This is a genomic window from Nostoc sp. MG11 (assembly GCF_014904695.1).
In the GTDB taxonomy this organism is placed as follows: domain Bacteria; phylum Cyanobacteriota; class Cyanobacteriia; order Cyanobacteriales; family Nostocaceae; genus Komarekiella.
Map to the genome: position 1 here is coordinate 39,195 of NZ_JACXXN010000031.1, position 18,547 is coordinate 57,741.

Below are 18,547 nucleotides of genomic sequence, written 5' to 3' on the forward strand. Positions count from 1 at the left end.
ATTACCGCTTTCTCACTGCTACGCTCAACTTAATATCACCCCAAAACTTGCAGCCATGTCTGTTGCCAAAGATTTTGAACCACCAAAAGATGTAATATTTCCACCAGGGGATTTAGAAAGTAACGAACCACCATTGGAAACATACCTACATTTGCAGCAAATGCTGCTATTGATAAAATGCCTTGATTGGTGGTGGCGAGACCATAACAACTTTTTTGCTGCCGGGAATCTTAGCATTTATTACAGTCCACGCCAACGTAAATCCGAAGACTTTCGCGGCCCAGATTTCTTTGTCGTGTTGGATACTGAACGCAGACCCCGTGATAGTTGGGTTGTTTGGGAAGAATACGGTAAATATCCGAATTTGATTATAGAACTGCTTTCAAATTCAACCGCAGCGACAGACAAAGGCTTAAAAAAACAAATTTACCAAGATATCTTTCGCACTCCTGAATATTTCTGGTTTGACCCCAAGAATCTAGAATTTGCTGGGTTTATCTTATTAGGTGGTACTTATCAACCTATAGAACCTAACCCACAAGGATTATTGTGGAGTCAGCAGCTAAGTTTGTACTTAGGCGTTCATGAAAATCAATTGCGCTATTTCACCGCAGAAGGACAGCTAATTCCTACACCTGAAGAATTCGCTGAACAAGCAACACAACGTGCTGAACGCCTAGCAGCAAAATTGCGAGAATTAAATATTGACCCAGAAAATTTATAAAAGTTGATGATGTCTAGAATTTGAAAGTAGGCGATCGCTTTCAGGAGTTTGTGATTAAAATGCTGATGTATACCTGGAAAAAGCTAAATGACTAAGCCTCCAGGAAGTAAGACTAAAGCTACAGTCTGGGTGGTAGAAAAAGGACAGGCACGACCTCGTTTAGACCATCTCACCACCGAAGAACCCCTAGAGATTCGCCTTCTCCCTCTTCAAAAAACGGTAGCTGTCACCATGCGGACACCGGGGGCAGATTTTGAACTGGCTGCTGGTTTTCTCTACAGTGAGGGTGTGATTAACTCTAGAAAAGATATCCAACGCATGAGCTACTGTGTGGATGACTCAGTTGATGGTGAGCAGCGGTACAACATCGTGAATGTGGAACTCAGAGATGGCTTAATTCCAGATTTACAACCCTTAGAGCGTCACTTTTACACTTCCAGCGCTTGCGGAGTTTGCGGTAAAGCTAGCCTTGAGGCTTTACGTATGCGGGGTTGTCCAGTGATTCCCGCAGGTTTAAAGGTTATGCCGGAAATTATTTACAGCCTACCGGACAAACTCCGCGCTGCTCAAGGTATTTTCACTGCTACAGGGGGTTTACACGCTGCGGCTACCTTTGATGCTCAAGGACAACTGTTAAACTTGCGGGAGGATGTTGGGCGTCACAATGCTTTGGATAAATTGATTGGTTTGGCATTGCTCAGTGACGAATTGCCTCTAAATAATCATATTGTTATGGTTAGCGGACGCTCTAGTTTTGAGATTTTGCAAAAGTCTACAACTGCTGGAGTTCCGATTGTCTGTTCTGTTTCTGCTCCCAGCAGTTTGGCGGTGTCTGTAGCTAAAGAATTCGGAATTACCTTAATTGGATTTCTGCGCGGAGAACGGTTTAATGTTTACACTGGTTGGGATAGGATAAATGCTGCTTAAAGAAACATAGGTAAAAGTAAATCTGAGAAACAGGTAATTAATATGACAGATTTTCAAATCAAGGGAATCAACCATATTGCTTTGGTATGTAAAGACATGGCACAAACTATAAATTTTTATACCAATATATTGGGCTTGAAGTTGATCAAAACTATTACTTTACCAGATGGTGGACAGCATTTCTTTTTTGACATTGGTAATGGGGATGCTTTGGCTTTTTTCTGGTTCCCCTCAGCACCGCAAGCTGCACCTGGTATTGCGTCTGTGGGACTTGATGCCTTTCAAACTGGTAATGCAACCACCGCACATGGTTCATTAAATCATTTGGCGTTTAACGTTCCACTGGAAAAAGTTGAGGAGTATAGAGAAAAACTTATTGCTAAAGGTGTACAAACGACTCCTGTTTTACACCATGCAGATGTTCCCTCTGGCTATTCTCCAGAAGTTGACGAAAATACATTTATTTCCTCAATCTATTTCTTTGATCCTAATGGTATTTTGTTAGAGTTTGCTGCAAATGTGCGCTCTTTGGGTGATCCTGTGCGGGATCTGCAACATCAACCAGCTACAGCAAAGTAGCTAAGAAGAAGCGTTGCATACTTAAGGGATGATTGATTTCACGCAGAGGCGCAGCGAAAAGTTCTGTAGGCGGAGAGAAGTCTGAGCGCCGGCGTCCGGCGATGGTCTTTATCACTGCCCTTGGGCGCAAGGCTTTGCGCCTCTGCCTTGTGTCCAAAGGACACAAGGCAACCGTTCTGAAAGAACGGTTGGGCAGTAAGACCCGCATAGCGATCAAAACTTCGGAGTTTCCCAACCTAGGAAACTTTTCAAGACAGAAGCGTAGAGAGGATGAGGAGTTTTAAATTTCAATACCTCAATTTCATCTCTTGTGTAACGCCTGAAAAGATCTATCATGCTATTGTGGCGAGATATATGGAAAGGTGGTAAGTATGGGTTTCCGATATACTGACGCGATCGCCACTATAGCAGTGATTAATTTTGAGAATTTAGTAAGTTTCTATACCAAGTTATTAGGGCAAGAACCAGTATCCCTAATTCCGAATATTTATGCTGAGTTTCATCTAGCTAGTTTGCGATTAGGTATTTTTAAACCCAAAAAAATACACGAATCTGAATTTGGAGGTATTACCAAAAGTAAGATAAGTTTATGTTTAGAGGTGAGTAACTTGGAAGATGCGATCGCTCACCTGACAACTTTAGGCTATCCCCCACCAGGAAATATTTCTATTGCTTCCCACGGCAGAGAAATTTATGCTTATGACCCTGATGGTAATCGTCTAATCTTACATCAAGCCCAAAGTTATTAGTCTTTACTAATGACAAATGACAAATGACAAATGACAAATGACAAATGGCTATAACTCAAAACTATAAATTAAATCTGATTCAATGGTATCCAGGTCACATTGCTAAAGCTGAAAAGAACCTCAAAGAACAGCTCAAACGGGTAGATGTGGTTTTAGAGGTACGAGACGCCCGGATTCCTTTGGCGACACACCATCCGCAAATAAGTGAGTGGGTGGGGAGTAAGGCGCGGGTATTGGTAATCAACCGGGTAGATATGATTCCGCCGCAAGTGCGATCGCTTTGGATAGATTGGTTCAAGCGTCAAGGAGAATTCGCCTATTTTACCAACGCTCAACATGGTAAAGGTATAGCAGAAATAATGCAGGCAGCGCAAGCCGCTGGGGTAGCACTTAATCAAAGAAGATGCGATCGCGGCATGTTGCCGCGTCCAGTCCGCGCTGTGGTAATTGGTTTTCCCAATGTTGGTAAATCAGCTTTGATTAATCGTCTGTTAGGAAAACGGGTGGTGGAAAGTGCAGCCCGTCCTGGGGTAACTCGTCAACTGCGCTGGGTGCGAATATCCGAGCATTTGGAATTGCTAGATGCTCCTGGTGTTATTCCTGCAAGGATGGAAGACCAAGAAGCAGCTTTGAAATTAGCGATATGTGATGATATCGGTGAAGCATCTTACGATAATCAGTTAGTAGCAGCGGCATTAGTAGATTTACTGAACTATCTAGAAGCTGTAGCTACTGATTTATTACCGAAAAAACCATTACAGTCGCGTTACCAACTCGATTCTATATCCGACACTGGAGATGTCTATTTGCACGCCTTAGCAGAGCATCGTTATAAAGGTGATGTAGAGCGAGCTGCAAGGCAACTTTTAACAGATTTTCGTAAAGGATTATTGGGTATACTTCCTTTAGAATTACCGCCGAATTGAGAAGTGGGGCAGAAAATCAAAAATTGTTAATTTCTCCTTTTTAATTGGGCTGCCCGCACACTCAAAATCAGCATAGTTCCAGCTGTAAATAATATTCCTAATAACATATTTTTAAAGCTCAGATGCTTGCCGCTTTCACTTACTAGAATACCTTCCAACATCACAGAAGGTATTAAAATCCCGCCATAAACTAATAACTTAGAAAACATCAACTTTGCTTTCGCTATTAGAATTATTATGGCTAAGCCTACTCCTAGAGGTATAAAAGTTAGTGCATAGTAAAAAACTTTCTGCTTTTTAGGAATTAAATCCAGTAAGTTAAAAGAGTAATAATTCTGTAAATTATCTACATAAACTTGAATAGTCGCTCTGACATAAGTAATGACTATGTGATGAGGGTTAGTGTCTACAAAAACATTAGGTATATTCAGTTGTAACTCTGACCCATTTTCTCCAGTAATTGGCGTTCGTATTCGAAAATCTAGGTTGTTCCCGTGCTGTGCCAGTGTCCAATTACGACGCTGAGAATTACCAGAGACCGAGACAATACGAGCAGGGCCTAACTGGTCTTTATTGGCAGTAGCAACGGTAGTGCTGAGCGTAAATTCAGATGTTTTACTGATTCTTTTGCTGAGAGAGGTAACAGGAGTAGCTGTTTGTAGCCAGTGACTAGAACTTAGAAAAGCCCCTTTACCTTCCTGAATATCTGAAGGCTGTCCTTGCCACAATAGTTCTGGCAGTTGTCCAGTCTGTTCTTTATAGCAACATTTACCATTTAATCGATAAGAAGCTAACAAAGAAGTACCAAGTTTATCAAAGTAACTTGAGTCAGCTAACCCTTGTGATACTTCATTTCTTGATATAGCTCTGTCAGTCATATAAACTTCAGATACATATCCTTGCCAAGGTTTATCTCCTGTGCGCTCGTTGCCAATTGTTAGCGGATAATTGACATCCCAATTACTCAAATGTGTCGTACTCTGCCAAAACAGCGAAATCAAAAATACCAGAAATATATATCCTAAAAAACAGGCTAATATTTGTTTGTTGGAACGGCTAGACTGACTATTTTCTATATGCGCTACTGTGTTAACAAAACTCTGATGATTCCATAGATAAAAGCAAATAAAACCTAACAGCCCACCAATTCCATTATTTATAATATCCGCTGGAGTTGGCGTTCTAGAAGGTAGGAATACTTGCAAGAACTCAACTGTTAGTGATAAGCCAACGCTCACCAAGGTAGCTATGAAAACTTGTACAACTATTTTCAACCTGAGTCTCTGCAAAAGGCTGGTGAGACTGAAACCTATAGGTATAAATAGCAAAATATTATTTACTTGGTCTTGAAAATAACTGGTATTGTTAAAACTGGCAAAAAGTTTTCTCAGGGAAAAACTATCTGGAATTGAAAAATTAAAGGGATAAAGTGTAGCGAATAGTACTAATATTATGCTGATAATAAAAATCCGCAAATGAAAAGAGACTTTATGGAATTTTTGGCGTTTATTCATAAGTTTTCATGTAATCTTTGTGTTTAGTAATTGGATGTTTATCAATTACTAATTTCTATTAACATACGTTTAAACCAATGTTTAACTGTGCAGAACGTGAATGCTGCCTTTATATTATTTACTCAGAGATAATTATGAGCAATAAGTTATGAAGAATTCATGAGTCTATTGTGAAGAACACATAAGTCCCTTTTGATCGACTGAAATAATGATGATTTTGATTAGTTTGGCAAAAAATTTCTGTAGTTTAAGATAGAGTTTTGCCGTTTCGGCATTTATGCCAATTATTTTCTGAGAGAGCAGTGAGGATTGTTCTGGCTGCACAAGTTCTTGTTTGTGGCGATCGCCTGCTATTGTTCTTTTATATCTAAAGATAGTTTCTAAGTGATATTTACTACATACAGTTGTCGTAATGCCGTCAACAGTGTCATAAAGAAAAGGTGAAGGGTTAGCCCTTGGCGTATACCTAAAATTAAACTTGCTTGCGCCCCCAGCCTCCAGGATAGACATATCATACTCATGACTGAACTCACGCTATGCCTACGAGAAGGAGATACCGAGACAACGGTTACAGTAGATCAAGATGTATTCACAATTGGTCGGTTGCCAGAATGTAACTTATACTTACCTTTTGTCGGAGTTTCCCGCAATCATGCACGGCTTGTTAGAACAGCTGTCGGTGTATGGACAATTGAGGATCTGGGTAGCAAAAACGGGACGCAAGTGAATCAATGTCTTATTCGCTGTCCTCAAGAGTTACATCATGGCGATGTTATCTGGTTGGGCAATGTTAGCCTAGCAGTGTTACTTGCCACTCCTGCGGTAAAGTTGACGCCTGAGTATGTGCTAGCTGCGGAAAATAATGAGCAGCGAACAATCTTTCGCAATGTCGAACAACTACAACAGCAATGGATTGAAGCTGATAGCAAAGATGGCAATATCAGCAATAAGGACAAAACCATTGCCCGTCTTAAAGACTTAGTAGATATAGCTAAAAATCTCTGTGCTGCGGCATCTATAGAAGAGATTTTCTCTCAGGTGCAACAAGTCGTTTTTCGTTACCTTGATAGTATTGACCGTTTAGCATTATTAATTGATGTCAGTGGTTGCGGTCAGTTGGAGTTAGTCAATGCTGCTACTAGAAATATTTTCCAACAAAAACATCTTGCAGCTGATGGCAGTTGGATTAGTCGTAGTATTTGTCAAAAGGTATTTGAGGAAAAAGTTGTCATTCAAACGGCTGATACCCATAAGGATGAACGGTTTTCTAGTGAACACAGTATTTTGGTTAAAGGCATTCGCAGCGCGATGGCAGTGCCTTTATGGGATGAAAATAAAGTTGTAGGCGTTCTTTATGCCGATGCTCATCTTTCTTCTTATCATTGGGCAAATGAAGGCGAGGAAGAACTCAGCTTTTTTTCGGCCTTGGCAAACCTTGTAGCTTCTAGTGTGCAACGTTGGCTGTTGGTAGAGAAACTCAGAACTGAAGAGGTGATTCGTCACCGACTAGAACGCTATCATTCTCCATCTGTGGTACAGCAGTTAATATCTGTAGGCGGTTTACCAGGTGGTCGTTTAGCTCCCGCAGAGAGCGAAATCAGCATTTTATTTGCAGATTTAGTCGGCTTTACGGCAATTTCTGAAAAGTTAACACCAACTGCGATCGCTCAATTATTAAATAATTTATTTGAAGAGATGCTACAAGAAGTGTTCGGCTATGGCGGCACTTTGGATAAATATATCGGAGATTGTATTATGGCATTCTTTGGCGCTCCAGAGCCGCAACCAGATCACGCCGATCGCGCAACTGCTGCGGCTAAGGGAATGCTCACCCGTCTAGCACGTCTCAATGCCAATGGTTTTTGGCACGAACCGCTACAACTACGCATTGCTATAAATAGTGGTAAGGCTGTGGTGGGAGATGTTGGTAGTTCGCAGAGAGTAGACTATACGGCATTAGGCGCTACGATTAATCTCGCTGCTCGGATGGAAGCAGTCTGTTCCCCTGGTGAATGCGTAATTAGCGAAGCTACTTATAAAATGCTTTCGCAACCTTCATGCTTTCAGGAAATGGGGGATCATCGTTTCAAAGGTATTGATCGATTAGTGAAAGTTTATCAGACGAAAATGCGCCAAGAGTCATTTGTCATTAATCAAGATACAGAAATGCCAGGAACATCACATTTTCCCGCAAGTCATTGACCAAACCCAAACTTAGTGCTGAGTTCTGAGTGGAAGAGTAGGGGAGTGGGGGAGTGAAATAATTTGAATTGTCGAAAGGAGGTGATTTTTCACTTTGGAAAATCGCTGGTTTATCATCTGATTTTGTCTACAAAAGTTCAATGTAGAATATGTGTTTTGCTTATCATGGGTTGCTTGTATAGTCTGTCATATAGGTTTTTTTTGCTTAAATTTGTTTAACGATAAATACACGGTTATTCTGTATATTTTGTTTCTAAGTTAATTGCAAAATTGTAATATTAAGCTACCAATTCTTGGCTAAAAGACTAAAATTTAGATGGTAGCTTCCACACATATAGTATGTGTAACACTATGAAGTTTACCTGAAGCTATTTTTTAACGGGAGGTTAGGTAATGGCTATCGCCACCATTAATCCCGCCACTGGGGAGACGCTCAAAACCTTTGAGCCACTTAATGATGCAGAAATTGCCGCTAAACTCGATTTGGCACTTCAGGCTTTTGAGGAGTATCGCCAAACTAGTTTTTCTAAGCGATCGCACTGGTTGCAAAAAGCTGCGGACATTCTAGAGCAAGAGAAAGCAGAATTTGCTAAAGTGATGACTCTAGAAATGGGCAAACCCTTCAAAGCAGCGATCACAGAAGTAGAAAAATGCGCCGCCGTTTGCCGCTACTATGCCGAAAACGCACCGAGTTTTTTGGCTGATGTTGCTGTCAAAACCGATGCTAGCCATAGCTTTGTCCGTTACCAACCATTGGGCGCAATTCTCGCGGTTATGCCGTGGAATTTCCCTTTTTGGCAAGTTTTCCGGTTTGCTGCACCTGCCTTAATGGCGGGAAATGTCGGCTTGCTCAAACACGCTTCCAATGTGCCGCAGTGCGCTTTGGCAATTGAAGATATTATCCAACGAGCAGGTTTTCCCAAGGGTGCATTTCAAACTCTATTGATAGGTGCTGCCAAAGTTGCCGATTTAATGGCTGATGAGCGGGTGAAAGCTGCTACCTTGACTGGAAGCGAACCCGCCGGCGCATCTCTCGCCGCTGCTGCGGGAAAACAAATCAAAAAAACCGTCCTGGAACTGGGAGGAAGTGATCCATTTATTGTGTTAGCAAGTGCTGATTTAGAGACAGCAGTTGTCACAGCTACTACAGCGCGGATGTTAAATAATGGGCAATCATGTATTGCAGCGAAACGATTTATTGTAGCAGAAGCGATCGCTGACAAATTTGAAAAATTACTTTTAGAAAAATTCGAGGCGCTGAAAGTTGGCGATCCCATGCAACTAGACACTGATTTAGGCCCATTAGCAACCCCCGGTATCCTCCAGGATTTAAACCAGCAAGTGCAAGCTGCTATTGATAGCGGTGGTAAAGTCCTCACAGGTGGACATCCTTTATCAGATCGTTCGGGGAACTTTTATCCACCAACAATTATCAAAGATATCCCCCACGACAGTTCAATTGCCAAAGAAGAATTCTTTGGTCCGGTAGCATTGTTATTCCGGGTTCCAGATCTCGATGCTGCCATTCAACTCGCCAATGATACGCCCTTTGGTTTAGGTGCAAGTGCTTGGACAACAAATGAGCAAGAACGCGATCGCTTAGTTGAGGAAATTGAAGCAGGTGCGGTATTTATCAACGGTATGGTTAAATCCGATCCGCGATTGCCCTTTGGTGGTACTAAGCGTTCTGGGTATGGCAGAGAACTGAGTATCCAGGGTATACATGAGTTTGTCAACGTTAAAACTGTTTGGGTGAAGTGATTTTGTCATTAGTCCTTTGTCATTTGACTAATGACTAAAATCTTGTTCATCGCTAGTGAGGAAATCAAATGAATACGGCTGAACTGTTAGTGCAGTGTTTGGAAAATGAAGGGGTGCAATACGTTTTTGGACTTCCTGGCGAAGAAAACCTGCATGTTTTGGAAGCATTGAAACATTCTTCCATTCAATTTATTACTACCCGTCACGAACAGGGTGCGGCTTTTATGGCGGATGTCTACGGACGCCTGACAGGAAAAGCTGGCGTGTGCCTTTCTACGCTTGGGCCAGGGGCAACCAACTTGATGACCGGGGTAGCAGATGCTAACCTCGATGGTGCGCCTTTAGTGGCGATTACTGGTCAAGTGGGAACAGATAGAATGCACATCGAATCTCATCAATATTTGGATTTGGTGGCAATGTTTGCTCCTGTTACCAAATGGAATAAGCAGATTGTGCGACCGAGTATTACACCAGAAGTTGTGCGGAAAGCCTTTAAGCGATCGCAAAGCGAAAAACCTGGTGCAGTTCACATCGATTTGCCAGAAAATATTGCTGCCATGCCTGTAGAAGGCAAACCTTTACATAAAGATAATAGCGAAAAAACGTATGCTTCTTTTGCAAGTATTCGAGCAGCAGCAGCGGCAATTTCCCAAGCAATTAATCCTTTAATCTTAGTGGGAAATGGAGCAATTCGCTCTCACGCCAGCGATGCTGTGACGCAATTTGCCACTACCATGAATATTCCTGTTGCTAATACTTTCATGGGCAAAGGCGTAATCCCCTACACTCATCACTTAGCCTTGTGGTCAGTGGGATTACAGCAAAGAGATTTCATTACTTGTGGCTTTGACAACACAGATTTAGTAATTGCTATTGGTTATGATTTGATAGAGTTTTCTCCCAAAAAATGGAATCCCGATGGTGAAATTCCCATTGTGCATATTGGAGTAAGTCCAGCGGAAATTGATAGTAGTTATATTCCCCATGCGGAAGTAGTAGGAGATATTTCTGATTCCCTCTACGAAATCTTAAAATTAGCAGACCGCCACGGAAAAGCTAATCCTTTTGCGATCAGCTTAAGGGAAGATATTCGTGCTGACTATGAAGAACACGCCTATGATGAGGGGTTTCCCATTAAACCACAAAAGTTAATTTATGACTTGCGGCAAGTAATGGGCCCAGACGATATCGTCATCTCTGATGTTGGCGCACATAAAATGTGGATTGCTCGTCATTATCACTGTCATAGTCCTAATACTTGCATTATTTCTAATGGTTTCGCGGCAATGGGTATTGCTATTCCAGGCGCTTTAGCAGCAAAACTTGTTCATCCCAACCGCAAAGTCGTAGCGGCTACCGGCGATGGCGGTTTTATGATGAATTGCCAGGAATTAGAAACTGCTTTGCGTGTCGGTACTCCTTTTGTTACCTTAATTTTCAATGATGGTGGCTATGGGTTAATCGAGTGGAAGCAAGAAAATCAATTTGGTAAAGGAAACTCATCTTTTGTGCATTTTGGCAATCCCGATTTTGTCAAATTAGCCGAAAGCATGGGTTTAAAAGGCTACCGAGTTGAATCTGCTGATGATTTGATTCCCATACTCAAAGAAGCCCTCGCGCAAGATGTGCCTGCGGTGATAGATTGTCCCGTGGATTATCGGGAGAATCGCCGCTTTACCCAAAAAGCTGGCGAGTTGAATTGTGCAGTCTAATCAGTACTGAGTTAAGAAGTAGGACTAGTTCTGTCAAGGTGATGAGAAATCTGCACTTCGGTAAGCATAAAGGCATAAAGAACATTAAATGTTAAATGCTACACCTTGACAGGGCTAGAGTTAGGAGTTATCAATACAGCTGTTGCCAGGTAGTTTAGGACATCATCCTGATCATAAAATCCTGATGCTAAGAGACTTTCAAGCCTGTTCTGTGTTCTCTATTCCCTGTCCCCTGCTATACCTAGCTATTTGGTGGCTTGGGGCGATCGCAGCACTTATGATGGTGAACTTTGCCAGAATAAGTGCGTCAATAGTTGTTGTTAACTACAGAGAGCGAATAGGAAGGAGTCAACTCTGAAAGGTTTTAAATTCAAAGGCGTTGAAAAACTGATTGGCCCAATAGCCGCACTTCTCGGCTTGGTGTGTTTGTTACAGTGGTACATCTATGGTGAACTGCGATCGCCTTCCGATCCCGTCTTTGAAGTTAAACAGCCACCTTTGGTTATGAAAGGGGGCGACCCTTATATCCGCGCTTTGATGCGAACCATCTCAGCAAGTGAAGCCAATAGCAGCCGTCCCTATTCGCTGTTGTATGGTGGACAACAAATTAACGACCTCAGCCGACATCCTGAAATATGCGTCACCATTGTCACAGGTCCTAACACGGGTAACTGTTCCACTGCTGCTGGTAGATATCAAATCATCAACACTACCTGGTATCACATAGCGCCTCGTTATCACCCAAACCCGATGCAATTAATGTTTTGGACTGCTTATAGTTTTCAACCAGAGTATCAAGATAGAGTGGTTTACCGTTGGTTAAGTGATTCACAAGTTTGGGGAACTGATATTTCTCAACTACTGCGTCAGGGAAAGTTAAATGATGTTTTGCGGCGACTATCTCCTACTTGGACAAGTTTAGGATATGGCATTGAAACTAATTCCATCAGTAGCTCTTTGCCAAAGGTTTATCAGAAAATGCTGCAAGAGGAATTAAACGCAGCTAAGCAACCAGCATCACAGAAGTTAACCCCATCTCCAACTCCTTCGAGCAAGCAAGTAGAGAAGCAGCCAAAGAAGCAGTGAACTTAATCATAGTTAACTTACTGCGTAAAAAAGTTTTTGACATTTTGCACAAATGCTAAGGTATTTTCAAAGTGAATGTTATGCCCAGCATTATCAATTATTTCTAGCTGAGAAAATTCACATACTTTAGTCATTTTTATATTGATATCTATAAATTTCTCATCATATTCACCAGTAAGCAAAAGCATGGGAATTGTGTTTTCTTTAAGCTTTGCCCACAAAGAAGGTTGGCATCCAGTACCCATGAAGCGCAGGGATTTATCTAATTCTAGTGGATGATTTTGCAACCGACTTTCTATCATGCGGTCATATTGTGGATGGTTTTTTATAGAACCAAAAATTGACTGATTGTACCAATTTGCTAGAAAAGCAGTATCAATTTTGTTAATGTTTCTGATTAATTTCCTCCCTATTTGCATATCACGTTTAATTCGTTCTAATCTTTCTGCTTTTGTTGGTAAACCTGGGGAAGCTGACTCTAATACTACTTTATAAAAACGTTCTGGAAAGTGCAGGGTTAGGTATAAGCCCAATCTCCCACCCATTGAATAACCAACTAAAAAGCATTTGGCAATTATTAAATCGTCCAGCAAGTTGATTAAAGCATCAGCAGTGTTTTCGATGGTGTAGTACTCCTCACCACCCAAAACTTGAGTTTTGCCATGTCCGGGAAGGTCAATTATCAAATAAGAAAATTCATCATTAGATAGTAATTTTATGGCTTCATCAAATTCATTCATGCTACCCATGAAGCCATGCAGAAAAAGAATTAGTGGTTTGTCTACATTACTAATTAAACAATAATGAAATTGATAATTTTCTGAAATCATAATCGGCTCAGATTCCCAACTTTTCTAAGAATTCGGGAATCTTGTGATCTTGTTGTTCAATTCACTGTGTAATGGTCTTTTAGTCTACTTAAGGCAAAAACCGATCTAAAGCAGCTTTTAACTGTTCAATTTCAACTTCCATATTGCCCTCCTTAGCGGCTCTGGCAATACACTCAGTTAAATGTTCATCTAGAACTATTCGTGCTACCCGATCTAGTGCGCCCCGGACTGCGGCAATTTGCAACAAAACATCAGGACAAGGGCTACTTTGCTGCACCATTGTCTTAATGCCGCGAACATGTCCTTCTATACGCGATAACCGATTGACAATTCTCCGTAACGACTCTTCACTATGGACATGAGGATGAACCGATGTATCTTCAGGAGTATGAGCTGTATGCTTGTGGTCTGTATTGTGACTGTGAGAGTCTTCTGCTTGCTGGGATATAGGCAAGGATTCTTGACCTAATCGGTTTGATACGTTCATGGGTTGTCAAAGTGCTGGTAGTACTAAGATCCTAGCCTAACTAGGCACTGGGAAAAGGGGGAAAGGTTAAAAGGTAAGAGGATGGTTCTTCTCTTTCACCGAAGAGGCAGAGGGGAAGGGAGCGATCTTGCGGGGGGAGCAAGCCCTTCCCCTAGAGCATCGATTCAGTAATCGCAAAAACCTGATTTCTTTTCGGTAAAACGACCAATTATCGTTGACTGTAGAGACGTTGCATTGCGACGTCTCTACGAAATAATCGGTTTTTCTCGCCCCTATCTTGAATACTGAATCGGTCTTCTAGAAGCGGAACATGGGTATGAATGAAGCCCTGTCCTTCCAGAACGCTTGGATTGGTGCGGAGTACAAGCTCCGTCTGTTGTCTTTCCCCCTGCCCCCTGCTTCTTTTGACTTTTCCCCAATTCTTAATCAATGGGTAAGATCCGTACCTCTAAAGGGTGAATCTCCATAATAGCTTTTGGGCTAAAAATTCCATTAATTTGATTACAGGTAAGTCGCACTACGCCTCAACTCCAATGTTGAGCAAAGTAGACGAAACTGGAAGCAGAGAGTAAACGTCAATTTTGTAAAAATAACTGTAGAAAGATTTGTCACGACTCAACAACATTACGCTTCTAAATTAGGTTGTGATTATGCGAATTTCCAAACTACCCTGGTCTGTACGCCAATTCTGTACTCATGTGTTAGCGATCGCGCTAGGAGTTATATTAACGGTTAGCAGCCTCCAAGTATTACCTTCTCAAGCAGAACCCGCGCCCACGAATACTGCTGGTGATGCGCCAGAACTCATTGCTCAGCGAGAATCACCAGCAAATGCTGCTATTGGTAGCAGTAGCTTTGTGACAGCAGCAGTAAATCGCGTTGGTACAGCAGTTGTACGGATAGATACAGAACGTACAATTACTCGGCGTGTCGATCCATTTTTTGAAGACCCGTTTTTCCGTCGGTTTTTTGGTGAAGGTTTACCTCAACAGATGCCTTCTGAGCAATTGCGCGGTTTAGGCTCTGGTTTCATTATTGATAAAAGCGGGTTAGTTTTGACCAATGCTCATGTGGTCGATAAAGCTGATAAGGTGACAGTCCGCCTCAAAGATGGTCGCACCTTTGAAGGAAAGGTTCAAGGAATTGATGAAGTCACAGATTTAGCGGTAGTTAAGATTAACGCTGGTAACGATTTACCAGTTGCGCCTTTGGGTTCTTCTAATAATGTACAGGTAGGAGACTGGGCGATCGCAGTTGGTAATCCTTTAGGATTTGATAACACCGTTACTTTGGGAATTGTTAGCACCCTCAAACGTTCTAGTGCTCAAGTTGGTATTAGTGATAAACGTCTAGAGTTTATTCAAACCGATGCAGCAATTAATCCTGGTAACTCTGGCGGGCCACTGTTGAATGGTCGGGGTGAAGTGATTGGGATCAATACAGCAATTCGCCCTGATGCGATGGGTATTGGGTTTGCTATTCCTATAGATAAAGCTAAAGTGATCGCAGCTCAACTGCAACGCGACGGTAAAGTTGCTCACCCCTATTTAGGTGTGCAAATGCTAACTTTGACACCCCAGCTAGCCAAGCAAAATAACACTGATCCTAATTCTCCTATCCAAATACCAGAAGTTAACGGTGTTTTGGTAATGCGAGTTATACCCAACTCCCCAGCGGCAACTGCGGGTGTCCGACGTGGCGATGTAATTGTTCAAATTGATGGTAAACCAATCACCACTGCTGAACAATTGCAAAATATTGTTGAAGACAGTCGCCTCGGTCAAACTTTGCAGGTGAAGGTGCAACGAGGTAATCAGACACAGCAACTTTCAGTCCGCACAGCTGAGTTACAAAATGCTTCGTAGTTAGTTAGCAAAGTACAGATGTCTCCGACAAGCCCTTCGGGTATCTACAGCGTAAGTCACTGCTCTGATTTATCGCTGAGTACCAAGTTTTGAGATAATTGTAGGACTTGTCAGTAGACTTATTACAAAATGCGAATAATACCAATTTAAAAAAAGAATGTGACAGATAGACCATGTAGAGACGTTGCAATGCAACGTCTCTACCAAAGGATTTGTTGCAATCATTAATTGAATCGGTATAAGCAAAAATAAGGAACCACAGATGAACACAGATAATTCATCTGTGTTTATCTGTGGTTTAATTTCTAAAAAATAGACTTTTGTAAGAGGTTGAGTAATCACCAATATCCCGTATTGCTTATCTGGATTGCTACAAAGAACAATCACCTATTTATCCCCTCAGCCTTGCAAGAGAATATTTTTAAGTCGTTTACACGCAACATATTTAGATGAAAACCTACGACTGGATTGTAGTTGGCGGTGGAATTACGGGTGCTGCACTCGCGTATGAATTAGTCAAAACGGGTTTTACTGTACTTTTATTAGAGCAATACGAAACACCACACAACGCAACTCGTTATAGTTATGGTGGACTTGCTTATTGGTCAGGTACTACACCCCTAACTCGGCAATTGTGCGAAGAGGCGATCGCACTTTACCACATCCTGTCTCAAGAGTTAGACGCTGATATCCAATTTCGCCAATTAGACTTATTACTAACTATTACAGCCGATAGTGACCCAGAAGTAACTGCTGCATCTTACGCGGATTTCGCCATTCCACCTCGCTTACTCAGTGTACAAGAAGCTTGTGAGTTGGAACCACTACTGAACCGAGAGGCGATTTCTGGAGCTTTAACTGTCAAACATGGTCATATCCACCCCGGAAAAACAGCACAAGCTTACATCCAAGCTTTTCTGCGTGCTGGGGGTGATATGCAGATTACCCAAGTATTGCAAATAGTGCAACATAGTGTAAAAACAACTAATACAACTTACCACAGCGCTAACGTGGTCATTTGTGCGGGTGGACTCAGCCGACAACTATTAAAATCAGCTGGTATTTCAATCAAGCTGTATTTTACTCATGCAGAAATTATCGAAACACCACCTGTTGATTTGAGGTTACGCACTTTAATTATGCCAGCTAATCTGCAACGGTTTAAATTAGAAGCTGAATCTACTCAAGTTGATGAATTGTGGAATCAATCAGATAATGAACCAGTACCACCGATTTTAGATGCTGGTGCAATTCAGTTTCAAGATGGTAGCTTGCGCTTAGGTCAAATTAGCCGTGTTCTCACAAATCCTCATGCCAAGGTAAACTCAGAAGCAAGTGAAAAATGGCTGCGAAAAAGCATTACTCAAGTATTACCAGCCTTGGGAAACTTACCAGGCATCTGGCATCATTGTTTGGTGGCATTTAGTAGCGATAAACTACCTTTAATTGGTGCTATACCCGGATTTGATGGTATTCATGTTTTCTCTGGGTTTAGCAACCCCCTAGTGATTGTACCGCCCTTAGCAAGGCACTTTGCTAACTTTGCGATCGCCAAGGAAGATGAAATTATTGCTCAGCTATCTCCTCACCGCTAGTAATAATTTTACAAATATTAATTCTTCTTAACCTGGTTAATTTCGGGTTAACAAAACAGAACAAATTGTATCAAAAATAACTTTTTAATTGTCAAATAACGCACTAATATCACAGTTTAAAGGTTTAAATTGTCAGCTTGCTATTAGCTAGCTGATTCATTGAGAAGAGAATTGATAAAAAGATGAGTAAACGATTTAATCGACGTAATTTTTTGATTTACGGCTCTGTAACTTTTGGTAGCAGCATTTTTCTGAAGGCTTGCGCGAATAACTCCCCAACTGCAACAGAGAATCCAGTTGCTTCTCCTGTTGCTGCTACTAGTGGTAACACGATCAAAGTTGGTATTTTGCACTCTCTGAGTGGCACAATGTCTATTAGTGAAAAAAGCGTCGTAGATGCTGAAAAACTAGCCATTAAAGAAATTAACGCTGCTGGTGGTGTTTTAGGTAAACAAATTACAGCAATTGTTGAAGATGGTGCTTCTAACTGGGATACCTTTAGGGAAAAAGCAACCAAGCTAATTGATCAAGATAAAACTGCTGTAATCTTTGGTTGTTGGACTTCTGCTAGTCGCAAGAATGTTAAGCCAGTATTTGAGAGCAAAAACCACATGCTCTGGTATCCCGTGCAGTACGAAGGTCAAGAGTGTTCTAAAAACATTTTTTACACAGGTGCAGCCCCAAATCAACAAATCGAACCATCTGTTGACTGGCTGTTAAAAAATAAAGGCAAACAGTTCTTTTTAGTTGGCTCTGACTACGTTTTCCCACGTACTGCTAATACAATAGTTAAATCTCAACTAGAAGCTCTCGGTGGAACAACAGTTGGTGAGGATTATTTACCATTAGGTAACACAGAAGTTACATCTATTATCACTAAAATTAAGCAAAATTTGCCTAATGGCGGCGTAATTTACAATACTCTAAATGGTGATAGTAATGTCGCTTTTTTCAAACAATTGAAAGGGGCTGGATTGACACCAGAAAAATATCCTTCTATGTCAGTAAGTATTGCTGAAGAAGAAGTTAAAGCAATTGGTGTAGAGTATCTCAAAGGTCATTACGCTGCTTGGAATTACTTTCAGACAGTAGACACACCTGCTAACAAGAAGTTTGTCGCAGCTTTTAAGAAAGAATATGGTGCAAATCGGGTAACAAATGACCCAATGGAAGCAGCATATATTGCAGTTTATTTGTGGAAGCAAGCAGTAGAAAAAGCCGACACTACTGATTTAGCTAAAGTGCGTGCTGCGGCTTATGGTCAAACTATCGATGCTCCTGAAGGCAAAGTGACAATGAACGCCAATAATCACATATCCAAAATTGTGCGGATTGGTCAAGTAAGAGACGATGGTTTGTTTGATATTGTCTATGCTACTCCTGCACCAGTTGAACCAGTTCCCTGGAATCAGTATGTGAAGGAAACTAAAGGATTTGCTTGTGATTGGTCTGACCCGGCTAAGGGTGGTAAATACAAAAAAGTTTAAACCAAGGACTTTTTACCTTTGTGTCTTTGTGTTTCAAAAGTAAATCATCACTAAGGCACGAAGACACTAAGGAAAGTACGTTGACTATTGACTATTTACTAAC

The 18,547-nt window shown here is 41.4% G+C and carries 17 protein-coding genes; 13 read left to right on the plus strand and 4 right to left on the minus strand.

Annotated elements, in window-relative coordinates; translation table 11 throughout:
• The first annotated feature begins 55 nt into the window (after nt 1-55).
• The 5 genes from HCR01_RS27900 to ylqF all read left to right on the plus strand — a co-directional run bounded on the left by HCR01_RS27900 (nt 56) and on the right by ylqF (nt 3,905).
• Complete coding sequence (locus HCR01_RS27900) at nt 56-724, plus strand: Uma2 family endonuclease (RefSeq protein ID WP_193199278.1); 669 nt, start codon at nt 56-58, stop codon at nt 722-724.
• Nucleotides 725-811: 87 nt separating this feature from the next.
• Nucleotides 812-1,651, plus strand: a complete 840-nt coding sequence (gene fdhD / locus HCR01_RS27905; protein ID WP_193199279.1) for a formate dehydrogenase accessory sulfurtransferase FdhD — start codon at nt 812-814, stop codon at nt 1,649-1,651.
• Nucleotides 1,652-1,693: 42 nt separating this feature from the next.
• Complete coding sequence (locus HCR01_RS27910) at nt 1,694-2,230, plus strand: VOC family protein (protein WP_193199280.1); 537 nt, start codon at nt 1,694-1,696, stop codon at nt 2,228-2,230.
• A 371-nt stretch (nt 2,231-2,601) separates the two neighbouring features.
• A complete protein-coding gene (locus HCR01_RS27915) occupies nt 2,602-2,979 on the plus strand; it encodes a VOC family protein (protein WP_193199281.1) in 378 nt (125 codons plus the stop codon).
• Nucleotides 2,980-3,023: 44 nt separating this feature from the next.
• Nucleotides 3,024-3,905 (plus strand): ribosome biogenesis GTPase YlqF, encoded by an 882-nt coding sequence (ylqF, locus tag HCR01_RS27920; protein WP_193199282.1) that lies wholly within the window; start codon nt 3,024-3,026, stop codon nt 3,903-3,905.
• A gap of 26 nt (nt 3,906-3,931) precedes the next feature.
• On the opposite strand, the gene HCR01_RS27925 is transcribed toward ylqF, so the two are convergent.
• Complete coding sequence (locus tag HCR01_RS27925; RefSeq protein ID WP_193199283.1) at nt 3,932-5,419, minus strand: VanZ family protein; 1,488 nt, start codon at nt 5,417-5,419, stop codon at nt 3,932-3,934.
• 165 nt (nt 5,420-5,584) lie between these two features.
• On the minus strand, nt 5,585-5,929 hold the full coding sequence (locus tag HCR01_RS27930) for a hypothetical protein (RefSeq protein WP_193199284.1): 345 nt from the start codon (nt 5,927-5,929) through the stop codon (nt 5,585-5,587).
• Nucleotides 5,930-5,938: 9 nt separating this feature from the next.
• Here HCR01_RS27930 and HCR01_RS27935 point away from each other — a divergent pair, with 9 nt between their 5' ends.
• From HCR01_RS27935 to HCR01_RS27955, 5 genes are all read left to right on the plus strand, one after another.
• The gene (locus HCR01_RS27935) at nt 5,939-7,621 is read left to right on the plus strand and encodes an adenylate/guanylate cyclase domain-containing protein (RefSeq protein WP_193199285.1); all 1,683 of its coding nucleotides are present in this window, start codon (nt 5,939-5,941) and stop codon (nt 7,619-7,621) included.
• Nucleotides 7,622-8,014: 393 nt separating this feature from the next.
• Nucleotides 8,015-9,382 carry an NAD-dependent succinate-semialdehyde dehydrogenase gene (locus HCR01_RS27940; RefSeq protein ID WP_193199286.1) on the plus strand — a complete coding sequence of 456 codons (1,368 nt, stop codon included), beginning with the start codon at nt 8,015-8,017 and terminating at the stop codon, nt 9,380-9,382.
• Nucleotides 9,383-9,450: 68 nt separating this feature from the next.
• Nucleotides 9,451-11,094, plus strand: a complete 1,644-nt coding sequence (locus tag HCR01_RS27945) for an acetolactate synthase large subunit (protein WP_193199287.1) — start codon at nt 9,451-9,453, stop codon at nt 11,092-11,094.
• 184 nt (nt 11,095-11,278) lie between these two features.
• Nucleotides 11,279-11,452: a hypothetical protein gene (locus tag HCR01_RS27950; protein WP_193199288.1), complete on the plus strand. Its 174-nt coding sequence runs from the start codon at nt 11,279-11,281 to the stop codon at nt 11,450-11,452.
• A 32-nt stretch (nt 11,453-11,484) separates the two neighbouring features.
• Nucleotides 11,485-12,180: a glycoside hydrolase family protein gene (locus HCR01_RS27955; RefSeq protein ID WP_320073196.1), complete on the plus strand. Its 696-nt coding sequence runs from the start codon at nt 11,485-11,487 to the stop codon at nt 12,178-12,180.
• Between the two features lie 17 nt (nt 12,181-12,197).
• Here the strand turns inward: HCR01_RS27955 and menH are convergent, their stop codons facing one another.
• Entirely contained in the window at nt 12,198-13,010 is an 813-nt protein-coding gene (menH, locus tag HCR01_RS27960) for a 2-succinyl-6-hydroxy-2,4-cyclohexadiene-1-carboxylate synthase (RefSeq protein ID WP_193199289.1), read from the minus strand.
• A gap of 88 nt (nt 13,011-13,098) precedes the next feature.
• Nucleotides 13,099-13,497 carry a metal-sensing transcriptional repressor gene (locus tag HCR01_RS27965; RefSeq protein ID WP_193199290.1) on the minus strand — a complete coding sequence of 133 codons (399 nt, stop codon included), beginning with the start codon at nt 13,495-13,497 and terminating at the stop codon, nt 13,099-13,101.
• 650 nt (nt 13,498-14,147) lie between these two features.
• Between HCR01_RS27965 and HCR01_RS27970 the strand changes: the two genes are divergently transcribed.
• From HCR01_RS27970 to urtA, 3 genes are all read left to right on the plus strand, one after another.
• On the plus strand, nt 14,148-15,362 hold the full coding sequence (locus HCR01_RS27970; protein ID WP_193199291.1) for an HhoA/HhoB/HtrA family serine endopeptidase: 1,215 nt from the start codon (nt 14,148-14,150) through the stop codon (nt 15,360-15,362).
• 449 nt (nt 15,363-15,811) lie between these two features.
• Nucleotides 15,812-16,957: an NAD(P)/FAD-dependent oxidoreductase gene (locus HCR01_RS27975; RefSeq protein WP_193199292.1), complete on the plus strand. Its 1,146-nt coding sequence runs from the start codon at nt 15,812-15,814 to the stop codon at nt 16,955-16,957.
• 182 nt (nt 16,958-17,139) lie between these two features.
• Complete coding sequence (gene urtA / locus HCR01_RS27980) at nt 17,140-18,444, plus strand: urea ABC transporter substrate-binding protein (RefSeq protein ID WP_193199293.1); 1,305 nt, start codon at nt 17,140-17,142, stop codon at nt 18,442-18,444.
• Nucleotides 18,445-18,547 lie beyond the last annotated feature (103 nt).